This window comes from Luteibacter sahnii (assembly GCF_034063545.1).
Classification (GTDB): domain Bacteria; phylum Pseudomonadota; class Gammaproteobacteria; order Xanthomonadales; family Rhodanobacteraceae; genus Luteibacter; species Luteibacter sahnii.
In genome coordinates, this window is sequence record NZ_JAQLOK010000012.1 from 65,725 (window position 1) to 76,766 (window position 11,042).

The window sequence follows — 11,042 nt, forward strand, 5'->3', positions numbered from 1 at the left end:
TTTCCCATGCTTCCCGTCATCGCCCTGGTCGGCCGACCCAACGTCGGCAAGTCGACCCTTTTCAATGCGCTGACGCGTAGCAGGGATGCACTTGTCGCAGACATGCCCGGCGTCACCCGTGATCGCCACTACGGCGTGTGCCATCTCGGTGCGCGCCCGTTCGTGGTGGTCGACACCGGCGGCCTGTCCGGCAGCGATGAAGGCATCGAGGGGCTGACCGCCCAGCAGGTCCGCCTCGCCATCGCCGAAGCGAACCTCCTCGTGTTCGTGGTGGACGCCCGCGACGGCGTGCTGCCCCTCGACGCGGCCATCCTCGGTGAGCTGCGTCGCAGCGGTAAGCCGATCGTGGTCGTGGTCAACAAGACCGACGGCACCGACGAGCCGACCGTCATGGCGGAATTCGCGTCGTTCGGCGTCGCCGAGACGATTCCCGCGTCGGCCGCGCACAGCCGTGGCGTGGACGTCCTGGTGGCGAGGGCGATGCCGCACCTGCCCGAGGAGGACGAGGACGACGCGCCGTCCGAGGAAGAGCAGGGCATTCGCGTCGCCATCGTCGGCCGTCCCAACGCGGGGAAGTCCACCCTGATCAACCGCCTGCTCGGCGAAGACCGCCTGATCGTTTCCGATCTTGCCGGCACCACGCGCGATCCCATCCGGGTATCGCTCGAACGCGACGGGCGGCGCTACACCCTGATCGACACGGCGGGCGTCCGGCGCAAGGCCCGCGTTGAAGAAGTGGTGGAAAAGTTCAGCGTCATCAAGACCCTGCAGTCCATTTCCGCGGCCCAGGTCACGGTCATCATGATCGACGCGCGCGAGAACCTCGCCGATCAGGATCTCACCCTCATCGGCCACGTGATCGAAGAGGGCAAGGCGCTGGTCGTCGCCGTCAACAAATGGGACGGCATGGACAGCTACCAGCGCGAGCAGACCCAGAAGGCGCTTGAGCGCCGGCTGCAGTTCGCGGATTGGGCGAAAACCGTCTTCATCTCGGCCCTGCATGGCTCCGGCTTGCGCGAGCTGATGAAGGCGGTGATCCGTGCGCACGCCGCGGCGACGAAGGAACTGGGCTCGTCCGAGCTCACCCGTACGCTCGAGCGTGCCTATGAGGCGTATCAGCCGCCGCTGGTGCGCGGGCATGCGCCCAAGCTGCGTTTCGCCCATCCGGGCGGCTCCAATCCGCCCACGATCGTGATCCACGGCAGCCGCACCAAGCACATCGCCCCGGCGTACCGGCGCTACCTCGAAGGCTTCTTCCGCAAGCGCTTCCGGCTCGAAGGCACGCCCGTCCGCATCGAATTCCGTGACGGCGACAACCCGTTCGCCGGTCGGCGCAACGTGCTGACCGAAAGCCAGCAGCGGCATCGCCAGCGCATGATCCGCAACGCGAAGCGGCGCGAAAAGTAACACGCCGCCTCTGTCGAGGTGTCCGCATGAATGAAGGCCCCGATCGCGAACGCTGGCTTGCCGCGCTGCGTTCGCGTATTCCCCAGGTTAGCCCCGAGCAGGCGCACGCGCGACAGCGCGCTGGCGCGCTTCTGATCGACGTGCGCGACGACAACGAGCGCGCGTCGGGGGCGCCGGAGGACGCCCTCGGCATCTCAAGGGGGTTCCTCGAACTCCGTATCGAACAGGCTGAACCCGACCGGGATCGGGAACTGCTGTTGCTCTGCGGCAGCGGCCAGCGCTCGCTGCTCGCCGCCGAGACGCTCCAGCGCATGGGTTATGCCCGGGTCGCTTCGGTCACCGGGGGCATCGCCGCCTGGAAGGCCGCCGGGCTTGCCGTTACCGCCAGTGCCCTTGATGCCGACGCGGCCGAACGCTATGCACGCCAGGTACGTTTGCCGCAGGTGGGCGAGGGCGGGCAGGCCCGACTTGCCGCGTCACGCGTCGTGGTCATCGGCGCCGGTGGGCTCGGCGCGCCGGCGTTGCTCTACCTGGCGGCGGCGGGCGTGGGCCACATCACCCTGGTGGATGACGATCGCGTCGAGCGCTCCAACCTGCATCGCCAGGTGGTGCACGCCGACGCCCGCGTGGGCCTGAGCAAGGCGGAGTCGGCCCGGATGACGCTTGCCGCGCTCAATCCCCGCGTCACCGTGCAGACCGTGGTCGACCGCCTCGGCGCGGACAACGTCGAGGCGCTCGTCCGGGGGCACGACCTCGTGATTGACGGCGCCGACAATTTCGCCACGCGCTACCTTCTTGCCGCGGCCACGCGACGACTCGGCCTGCCGATGATTTACGCCGCCATCGAACGATTCACCGGCCAGGTCAGCGTCTTCGACCCGCGACGCGACGACTCTCCGTGTTACCGCTGCCTGTTTCCCGAACCCCCGTCGGCGGCCGACGCGCCGAACTGCGCCGAGGCGGGCGTGCTCGGCGTGCTGCCGGGTACGGTGGGGATGCTCCAGGCCACCGAAGCGGTCAAGCTGCTGCTCGGCATCGGCGAGCCCCTCGTCGGTCGCCTGCTGACGTATGACGCGCTCGGCATGCGCTTCCGGGAGTTGACCCTGCGCCGCGATCCGCAGTGCCCCGGTTGCGGGCCTGGAGCAGGGTTCGCGGGCTATGTCGACCTCGAACGGATGTGCGCGGCGGCGGGCTAGCGATCGCCGGGCACCACCGAATACATCGCGGCGTCGAACGGTTTTTCGTTGATGACTAACCGGTTACGTAACATACCTTCGAAAACACCTCCGATGCGTTCAGCGGCCTTCCGACTGGGATGGTTCTCGCTTGCGGCGACGATTTCGATGCGGGTCAGGTGCACGGTCTCGAAGGCGAAACCAAGGGCGAGCTTGCCCGCGCGGGTGACGTAGCCTTTACCGTGGGCCGACGTCCGAAGCCAATAGCCCAGGTTGGCGAAACGATGCTCGCGGTGACGCTGATTGACGCCCATGCCGCCGAGGTAGCGCCCTGTGTGGGCGTCCTCGATCAGCATTTCGAAGCCGTCGCCCAGCAACCAGGCTTGCTTGCACAGACGGATCCAGTCTTGCGCCGTGGCCGTGTCGTAGTCGGCGCGCGCCCAGGGCATCCAGCGCCCGACGCTCGCGGCGGATTCGCGCACCGCCTCGGCCATGGCGTCGGCATCGGTATCGCGATAGGCGCGAAGGCGAACGACGCCGTCGGTGAGGTCTTGCGGGTAAGGCACGGTATCGATGGTCATTCTGGCGGCACGTGGGGATGCGTGGGGCTATCGTCGCGCGCCGGGTATCCGGTCGACAATGTCTCTCGACAGGTAGGCGCGCGCCCTGCGCGCGATGGGTGGCTGTATCGGGATCGCGCGCAAGGCGCGCTCCCGCATACACTCCAGGGGCCGCATCGGCGATAATCCCCTGCTTTTCTCAGGGCGACTTCCCATGACCGCACGCATCCTCGACGGCAAGCGCATCGCCCAGGAATTGCTCGACCACATCGGCCGTCGGGTGGCCAAGCGCGTGACCCTGGGGCATCGGGTGCCCGGCCTGGCCGTGGTCCTGGTCGGCGAGGACCCCGCGTCGGCGGTTTACGTCAAGAACAAGCGCCGTGCCTGCCAGCACGTGGGATTCGAGTCGTTCGGCTACGACCTGCCGGCCACCACCACGCAGGATGAACTCTTCGCCCTGATCGATCGCCTCAACGCCGATCCCGCCGTGCACGGCATCCTCGTGCAGTCACCGTTGCCGCATCATATCGACGAGGACGCCCTCGTCGACCGGATCGATGCCCGCAAGGATGTCGACGGATTCCAGGCGGTCAACGTGGGACGCCTCGCGTTGCGCCGCTTCGGTCTCCGGCCGTGCACCCCCAAGGGTGTCATGACGTTGCTGGGCCACACCGATCGCCCGGTGCGCGGACGCCATGCGGTCATCGTCGGCGTATCGAACCATGTCGGACGGCCGTTGGCGCTGGAGATGCTTATCGCTGGTGCAACAGTAACTTGCTGCCACAAGTTCACGCAGAATCTCGCTGAATTCGTCGGTCAGGCCGATATCCTCGTGGTGGCCGCCGGCAAGCCCGGGTTGGTCAAGGGCGATTGGGTCAAGCCCGGCGCCGTGGTGATCGACGTGGGCATCAATCGTCTCGACGACGGTCGCCTCGTGGGCGACGTGGAATTCGCGCCGGCCGCCGAACGAGCCGCCTGGATCACGCCGGTGCCCGGCGGCGTGGGTCCGATGACGGTCGCCACGCTCATGGAAAACACGCTCGAAGCCGCGGAAGCCCTCGATCCCTGAGGGGCTGGCGTCGGCTTCGGTGCGGTCGGAGCGGACCGTGTCCGCGAACCCTCACGATGACTACCGCGAATGGGGCCATGACGCGTATCGGCGCCGTGCCGAATCCCGCGAACGGCTCGTGCCGCTCGGCGGCGATTCACAACATCGGCGGCCCGCGAACGCCGGTCACCCCAACATCAAGTGCCTCCCCCTCTATTGCATCGCGTCAACGCGACGTATAATGGCGTGATTTACTCGCGGGACTAAGGCTATGCGCATCCTTGCTGAGGCACTCACTTACGACGACGTGTTTCTGGTTCCCGGCCACTCGACGGTCCTGCCGCGCGACGTGGATACCTCGACGCGGTTCACCCGCGGCCTTCGCCTGAACATCCCGATCGTGTCCGCCGCCATGGACACCGTCACCGAGGCGCGTCTTGCCATCACGATGGCCCAGAGCGGCGGCATCGGCATCATCCATAAGAACATGACCTTCGATCAGCAGGCCGCCGAAGTGCGCCTGGTGAAGAAGTTCGAAGCCGGTGTCATCCGCAGCCCGATCACCGTTCGTCCGGATACCTCCATCGGCGAAGTGATCCAGCTCACCCGCGCACACAACATTTCCGGCGTGCCCGTCGTCGACGGCGAGCGCCTGGTCGGCATCGTGACCGGTCGCGACATGCGCTTCGAGCGCAAGCACGACGATCCGGTCCGCAACATCATGACCCGCGAAGAGCGCCTGGTCACGGTGAAAGAAGGCGCCTCGCACGACGAAGTGCTGCAGCTCCTGCACAAGAACCGCATCGAGAAGGTCCTTGTCGTCAACGACGACTTCCAGCTCCGTGGCCTGATCACGGTGAAGGACATCCAGAAGGCCCGCGACAACCCCAACGCCGCCAAGGATTCCCACGAGCGCCTCGTCGTCGGCGCCGCGGTCGGCGTGGGCGGCGACACCGAGCAGCGTGTCGAAGCGCTGGTCGAGGCCGGGGTGGACGTCATCGTGGTCGACACGGCCCACGGTCACTCGCAGGGCGTGATCGACCGCGCCGCATGGGTCAAGAAGCGCTTTCCCCAGGTGCAGGTCATCGCCGGCAACATCGTTACCGGCGAAGCGGCCCGCGCGCTGCTCGACGCCGGCGTCGACGCGGTCAAGGTCGGCGTGGGCCCCGGCTCCATCTGCACCACCCGCATCGTGACCGGCATCGGCGTGCCGCAGATCACCTCCATCGATATGGTCGCCACCGCGTTGAAGGGCGAGATCCCGCTCATCGCCGACGGCGGCATCCGCTATTCGGGCGACATTCCCAAGGCCCTCGCCGCCGGCGCCTCGTCGGTGATGCTCGGTTCGATGTTCGCCGGTACCGAAGAATCCCCGGGCGAGGTCGAGCTGTTTCAGGGCCGCTCCTACAAGAGCTACCGCGGCATGGGTTCCATCGGCGCCATGCAGCTGGGCTCGAAGGATCGCTACTTCCAGGACGAAGCCGACGCCGACAAGCTCGTGCCCGAGGGCATCGAAGGTCGCGTGCCTTACCGTGGCTCGATCCGCAACATCATCCATCAGCTGATGGGCGGCCTGCGTGCCTCCATGGGCTACATGGGCACGGCCAACATCGAAGCGATCCACGAGAAGGCCCAGTTCGTGAAGGTGACCGGTGCCGGCGTGCGCGAAGCGCATCCGCACGATATCCAGATCACCAAGGAAGCCCCGAACTACCGCGTCCTGGACTGATGCCCCCGGGCACACGCGCCAGGTGACACAGGACGCCCGCGCCACGTGGGCGTTCTGCGTTTCGCACACCGTATTTTTCATTCAGGCCGCCACGATGACCGACATCCACAGCGACAAGATCCTCATCCTCGACTTCGGCTCGCAGTACACGCAGCTGATCGCCCGCCGCATCCGCGAGATCGGCGTCTATTGCGAAGTCTGGGCCTGGGATCACGCGCCCGAGGACATCCCGGCGTTCGCGCCGCGTGGCGTCATCCTGTCGGGCGGCCCGGAATCGGTCACCGAAGCCGGTTCGCCGCGCGCGCCCCACGTGGTGTTCGAACTGGGCGTGCCGGTGCTGGGCATCTGCTACGGCATGCAGACCATGTCCGAACAACTGGGCGGCAAGGTCGAGGCCGGCCACCACCGCGAGTTCGGTCCCGCCGCGGTCACCTTCGCCAGCTGCGGTCTATTCGACAGCGTGATGGAGGACGGCGAGTCGCTTGGCGTGTGGATGTCGCACGGCGATCGCGTCACGGCGCTGCCCAGCGGCTTCCGCGCCACCGCCGCCACGCCCAGCCTGCCGCTGGCGGCCATGGCCGACGACGCCCGCCGCTTCTACGGTCTGCAGTTCCACCCGGAAGTGACCCACACCAAGCGTGGCATGGAGATCCTCCGCCGCTTTGTCGTCGATCTCTGTGGTTCGGCCACGCTCTGGGACGCCGCCCACATCATTGAAGACGCCGTCGCGCGCGTGCGCGAGCAGGTCGGTGGTGACCGGGTGCTGCTCGGCCTCAGCGGTGGCGTGGATTCATCCGTGGTGGCCGCGCTGCTGGAGAAGGCCATCGGCGACCAGCTCACCTGCGTCTTCGTCGACACCGGCCTCCTGCGCTACCAGGAAGGCGACCAGGTGATGGCCACCATGGCCGAGCACATGGGCGTCCACGTCATCCGCGTCGACGCGAAGCAGCGTTTCTTCGATGCCCTGGCCGGGGTGGACGACCCGGAGGCCAAGCGCAAGGTCATTGGCCGGTTGTTCGTCGAGGTGTTCGACGAGGAGTCCGCCAAGCTCGACGGCGTGAAGTGGCTCGCCCAGGGCACGATCTACCCCGACGTCATCGAATCCGCCGGCAGCAAGACGGGCAAGGCCCACGTCATCAAGAGCCACCACAACGTGGGCGGCCTGCCGGAACACATGAAGCTCAAGCTGGTCGAGCCGCTGCGCGAGCTGTTCAAGGACGAGGTCCGCCGCATCGGCGTCGAACTCGGCCTGCCGCGCGAGATGGTCTACCGTCACCCGTTCCCGGGCCCGGGCCTGGGTGTTCGCGTGCTGGGCGAGGTCAAGGCCGAGTACGTCGAACTGCTCCAGCGTGCCGATGCCATCTTCATCGAGGAGCTTCGCGCCCACGGGTTGTACGACCGCGTGAGCCAGGCCTTCGCCGTGTTCCTGCCGGTACGCTCCGTCGGCGTGGTGGGCGACGGCCGCGCCTACGAGTGGGTAATCGCACTTCGCGCCGTGGAGACGATCGACTTCATGACAGCCCATTGGGCGCACTTGCCGTACGACTTCCTCGACAAGTGTTCAACTCGCATTATCAACGAGTTGCGTGGTATTTCTCGTGTGGTTTATGACATCTCGGGGAAGCCGCCGGCGACCATTGAGTGGGAGTGAAATCAGGTCCTTCGGGGACTATCGCCACTTATCGAAAATCCGTCGTAACGTGTTGATTTCAAAGTAAATACGTCACGACAGCTATCGGCGACTATCGCCGGGTAGCGCAGCGGATTGACGGTAGAGGTGACGGTACGAACCGGAGGCCGGATTAAGACCTCCTTGTTTACTATCGAGACCAAATCGGTCTTTGACGGTAAATCGCTCCTCGGGAAAGCTTGTTTCATGCGGCTTTCCAGGCATCAGCAGGTCTCCTGACCCCTGACGGTAAAAGCCGTCATGAACAGGAGGAAAAACCTCGATGCTTACCGACACCGCACTGCGCAATTTCAAGCCTAAGTCCAAGACTTACAAGGCTTCCGACCGTGACGGCATGTACGTGACGGTATCGCCCACCGGTACCGTCACCTTCCGCTTCGATTACCGTCTCAACGGCCGGCGCGAGACGCTGACCATTGGCCGGTACGGCCTGTCCGGTATTTCGCTGGCGATGGCCCGCGAGAAGCTGCTGGACGCCAAGAAGGCCGTCGCCCAGGGCAAGTCTCCGGCGCACGAGAAACAGCGCGAGAAGCGCCGCCTGACCGCCGCCAAGAGCTTTGGCGATATGACAGCCCAATGGCTGGCCGGCGCCCGGATGGCCGACAGCACGCGAGCGATGCGCAAGAGCATCGTTGATCGGGACATCCTGCCTGCCTTCCAGAACCGCCTGCTCAACGAAATCACCGCCGATGACTTGCGCGCCTTGTGCGGCAAGGTGAAGGGGCGGGGCGCCCCGGCCACGGCGGTGCATGTCCGCGACATCGTGAAGCAGGTCTATGCCTTCGCCATCTTGCATGGGGAGAAGGCGGACAACCCCGCGGCCGACGTGGGCGCGGCCTCAATTGCGACCTTCGTACCCAAGGACCGTGCCTTGTCGCCGTTGGAGATCCGTTTGATGTCGCGGCAGATGGAGTCGGTGGCCACGTATCCGACCATCCGTCTGGCGCTGCGCATGATCCTGCTAACGCTGGTGCGCAAGAGCGAGCTGATTGAGGCAACCTGGGACGAGGTGGATTTCGAGAAGGCGACCTGGACCATTCCGAAGCAGCGGATGAAGAGGCGCAATCCGCATGTGGTCTACCTGTCGCGCCAGGCGCTGGACATCTTGGTAGCGCTGCATACCTGCGCGGCCGGCTCGAACTTTGTGCTGCCGTCCCGATACGACTCCGATCGTTGCATGTCCCACGCGACCCTCAACCGGGTCACTCAGATTGTGGCGCAGCGCGCCAAGGCCGCTGGCCTGCCTCTGGAGCCGTTCACCGTCCACGATCTTCGCCGCACGGGCTCGACGCTGCTCAACGAGATCGGGTTCAACCGCGACTGGATCGAGAAGTGCCTTGCGCACGAGGAAGGGCGTTCCTCGCGCTCGATCTACAACAAGGCCGAGTACGCCGAGCAGCGGCGCCACATGCTGCAGGAGTGGGCCAACATGGTTGATGCTTGGATTGATGGGCCGACCTACGTGCCGAAGCTGATGCCGGACAACGTGGTCGTTCTAGTGCTGAGTGCCATGGCCTGATGCAGTGGCAAGGTTGTCAGTTGACAACCTTGCCGTGTATTCCCATACTGGAGACTGTTGATGGCACGTTCCTCTCACCCGAAGAAAGAGGTCGAGGAAGCACTCAGGCACGCAGAAGGGCAGGGCTGGCGCGTGGAGGTTGGCGGCAGCCACGCCTGGGGGCGTATTTACTGTCCGTACAACGATGAGGAGTGCCGCTGCGGCGAGTTCTGCATTACTAGCGTGTGGAGCACGCCGAAGAACCCTAGCAACCATGCGCGCGCCTTGCGGCGCGTCGTGGACAACTGCACCACGCATCGCAAGCAGCAGGAGGCGGCCGACGATGCCGAGGATTAGCACGATGGAATACACCTTCACCCTGAAGTACCAGCTCGCCGACGATGACCGTGACGCGGACGCGCTGGTCGAGCGCCTGGGCGAGGCCGGCTGCGACGATGCCCTGGTTGGCATCGGGCAGCCGGGGCGGCTCGCCCTGGAGTTCACCCGTGACGCGGACAGTGCGGACGCGGCTGTGCGCAGCGCGCTGACCGACGTGCGGCGCGCCGTACCGTCGGCCAGGCTGATCGAGATCGCGCCGGATTTGGTCGGGCTCACCGATGTGGCCGACATCGTGGGTGTGTCGCGGCAGAACATGCGCAAGCTGATGCTGGCCCATCCCGGCAACTTCCCAGCGCCGGTGCATGAGGGCAGTGCGTCGATTTGGCACTTGGCGGATGTGCTGACCTGGCTGCAGGCCAAGGGCAGCTACTCACTGGCCTTGGACGTTTTGGAGGTGTCGCGCGTAGCCCTGCAGGTCAATGTAGCCAAGGAGGGGCGGCGGCTACCGCGTTCGGCTTCCGAGGAACTGGAAGCTCTTGTGGGATGAGGCCGTCGCCAGCCTCACGCCTGACCGGAACCCGCCCGAACAGGGCGGGTTTTTCGCAGGTGGACATCCGGCTTGGCGGCGCCGGCGCGAGGAGCCTGCTTGCGTTCGTCGATCCAGGCCTCCACTTCGGCTAGGTCCCACACCACGCAGCGCGGCGTCAGATTGAAGCGCCGTGGAAACTCGCCGCGGCGCTCCATTTCGTAGATCGTCGTTTCGGCCAAGGGAACGATCTGCCGTAACTCATGGCGGCGAATGGTGCGCCGAAATGGCAGAGCGGTGTGCTTCGGGAACTGCGGTAGATCGCCGTAGGCTTTCGAGCCGGGCTGGGGGAGGGATGCGGGCTGCGAGCGCATCTCGGCGCCGTTGTTTCGGCCATCTCTTTCTGACGGGTTATTCTCCATGTCGAACTCCGTGATTGTTCGGCGACATGCCTTGCCGCCGCATTACGACATGGTGGCTTTCATTGGCTATCGCTGAAACTCACAGGGGCGTACAGGGGCGTATTGTGAAGACAAACAGCCACGGGAAAAAGGGGAGGGCATGGCGACGATAACGGTTTCTCCGATTCACTTCGAGGACTACAGCGGCATCCAGTTTGAACGCCTTGTCTTTGCGTACCATGTGCGCGCTGGCTGGCGTGGCCTGATCTGGCACGGCCAATCGGGAGGCGACCAAGGGCGGGACATCTCGGGTATCGAGCCATTCGATGGCCAGCCGGCACGCAAGACCATCATCCAATGCGCGAACCGGGGCACGTTGACGTTGGCGAAAGCCAAGGCCGATATGGGCAAAGCGGTCAAGGCCACAAGCGGGGCACCGGATGCCTTCAAGTTCGTCTCTCGTGGCGCCGTTTCGGACGCCAGCCGAACACGGATTGAGCAGGCCGCAGCTTCCCTCGGGATTGCTCATGTGACGATATGGTCGGGCGTGGAATTCGAGGAAAACCTGCGGCTTCGTGCCGAGTACCTGTTGTTGACCACCCCCCAACTTTTCGAGCCATCCCAAAGTAGGGAAATTCGGCGAAACTAACCCCAACCTACGAGGTGGTT

General features: G+C 65.3%; 11 protein-coding genes. 9 read left to right on the top strand and 2 right to left on the bottom strand.

The features are described 5' to 3' along the window. Positions 1-6 precede the first annotated feature (6 nt). Together der and moeB are read left to right on the top strand one after the other, a co-directional pair. On the top strand, positions 7-1,407 hold the full coding sequence (gene der / locus PI246_RS18115; protein WP_320552728.1) for a ribosome biogenesis GTPase Der: 1,401 nt from the start codon (positions 7-9) through the stop codon (positions 1,405-1,407). 26 nt (positions 1,408-1,433) lie between these two features. Next, positions 1,434-2,603 carry a molybdopterin-synthase adenylyltransferase MoeB gene (gene moeB / locus PI246_RS18120; RefSeq protein WP_320552729.1) on the top strand — a complete coding sequence of 390 codons (1,170 nt, stop codon included), beginning with the start codon at positions 1,434-1,436 and terminating at the stop codon, positions 2,601-2,603. Here moeB and PI246_RS18125 read toward each other — a convergent pair. Further along, positions 2,600-3,163, bottom strand: a complete 564-nt coding sequence (locus tag PI246_RS18125; protein ID WP_320552730.1) for a GNAT family N-acetyltransferase — start codon at positions 3,161-3,163, stop codon at positions 2,600-2,602. The two genes, moeB and PI246_RS18125, sit on opposite strands and share 4 nt — an antisense overlap. Before the next feature lie 193 nt (positions 3,164-3,356). Here PI246_RS18125 and folD point away from each other — a divergent pair, with 193 nt between their 5' ends. The 6 genes from folD to PI246_RS18155 all read left to right on the top strand — a co-directional run bounded on the left by folD (position 3,357) and on the right by PI246_RS18155 (position 9,993). Continuing rightward, positions 3,357-4,211, top strand: a complete 855-nt coding sequence (gene folD, locus PI246_RS18130) for a bifunctional methylenetetrahydrofolate dehydrogenase/methenyltetrahydrofolate cyclohydrolase FolD (RefSeq protein ID WP_320552731.1) — start codon at positions 3,357-3,359, stop codon at positions 4,209-4,211. A 250-nt stretch (positions 4,212-4,461) separates the two neighbouring features. Further along, positions 4,462-5,919, top strand: coding sequence for an IMP dehydrogenase (guaB, locus tag PI246_RS18135; RefSeq protein ID WP_320552732.1), 1,458 nt, complete (start codon positions 4,462-4,464; stop codon positions 5,917-5,919). Positions 5,920-6,013: 94 nt separating this feature from the next. Continuing rightward, positions 6,014-7,570 carry a glutamine-hydrolyzing GMP synthase gene (guaA, locus tag PI246_RS18140; RefSeq protein ID WP_320552733.1) on the top strand — a complete coding sequence of 519 codons (1,557 nt, stop codon included), beginning with the start codon at positions 6,014-6,016 and terminating at the stop codon, positions 7,568-7,570. Positions 7,571-7,871: 301 nt separating this feature from the next. Next, positions 7,872-9,128: a tyrosine-type recombinase/integrase gene (locus tag PI246_RS18145; protein WP_320552734.1), complete on the top strand. Its 1,257-nt coding sequence runs from the start codon at positions 7,872-7,874 to the stop codon at positions 9,126-9,128. A gap of 60 nt (positions 9,129-9,188) precedes the next feature. Further along, positions 9,189-9,464 carry a hypothetical protein gene (locus PI246_RS18150; protein WP_320552735.1) on the top strand — a complete coding sequence of 92 codons (276 nt, stop codon included), beginning with the start codon at positions 9,189-9,191 and terminating at the stop codon, positions 9,462-9,464. Positions 9,465-9,468: 4 nt separating this feature from the next. Further along, positions 9,469-9,993, top strand: a complete 525-nt coding sequence (locus tag PI246_RS18155) for a helix-turn-helix transcriptional regulator (protein WP_320552736.1) — start codon at positions 9,469-9,471, stop codon at positions 9,991-9,993. A gap of 14 nt (positions 9,994-10,007) precedes the next feature. Here PI246_RS18155 and PI246_RS18160 read toward each other — a convergent pair whose 3' ends face one another. Next, the gene (locus tag PI246_RS18160) at positions 10,008-10,346 is read right to left on the bottom strand and encodes a helix-turn-helix transcriptional regulator (protein ID WP_320552739.1); all 339 of its coding nucleotides are present in this window, start codon (positions 10,344-10,346) and stop codon (positions 10,008-10,010) included. Between the two features lie 187 nt (positions 10,347-10,533). Here PI246_RS18160 and PI246_RS18165 point away from each other — a divergent pair, with 187 nt between their 5' ends. After that, positions 10,534-11,022 carry a hypothetical protein gene (locus tag PI246_RS18165; RefSeq protein WP_320552737.1) on the top strand — a complete coding sequence of 163 codons (489 nt, stop codon included), beginning with the start codon at positions 10,534-10,536 and terminating at the stop codon, positions 11,020-11,022. The last annotated feature ends 20 nt before the right edge of the window (positions 11,023-11,042 follow it).

Excerpts from the sequence above, each read along its gene's own strand:
- PI246_RS18155 (WP_320552736.1), top strand. The coding sequence starts at position 9,469 with ATGGAATACACCTTCACCCTGAAGTACCAGCTCGCCGACGATGACCGT.
- moeB (WP_320552729.1), top strand. The coding sequence starts at position 1,434 with ATGAATGAAGGCCCCGATCGCGAACGCTGGCTTGCCGCGCTGCGTTCG.
- PI246_RS18150 (WP_320552735.1), top strand. The coding sequence starts at position 9,189 with ATGGCACGTTCCTCTCACCCGAAGAAAGAGGTCGAGGAAGCACTCAGG.
- PI246_RS18165 (WP_320552737.1), top strand. The coding sequence starts at position 10,534 with ATGGCGACGATAACGGTTTCTCCGATTCACTTCGAGGACTACAGCGGC.
- PI246_RS18160 (WP_320552739.1), bottom strand. The coding sequence starts at position 10,346 with ATGCGCTCGCAGCCCGCATCCCTCCCCCAGCCCGGCTCGAAAGCCTAC.
- der (WP_320552728.1), top strand. The coding sequence starts at position 7 with ATGCTTCCCGTCATCGCCCTGGTCGGCCGACCCAACGTCGGCAAGTCG.
- guaA (WP_320552733.1), top strand. The coding sequence starts at position 6,014 with ATGACCGACATCCACAGCGACAAGATCCTCATCCTCGACTTCGGCTCG.
- guaB (WP_320552732.1), top strand. The coding sequence starts at position 4,462 with ATGCGCATCCTTGCTGAGGCACTCACTTACGACGACGTGTTTCTGGTT.
- folD (WP_320552731.1), top strand. The coding sequence starts at position 3,357 with ATGACCGCACGCATCCTCGACGGCAAGCGCATCGCCCAGGAATTGCTC.
- PI246_RS18125 (WP_320552730.1), bottom strand. The coding sequence starts at position 3,163 with ATGACCATCGATACCGTGCCTTACCCGCAAGACCTCACCGACGGCGTC.
- PI246_RS18145 (WP_320552734.1), top strand. The coding sequence starts at position 7,872 with ATGCTTACCGACACCGCACTGCGCAATTTCAAGCCTAAGTCCAAGACT.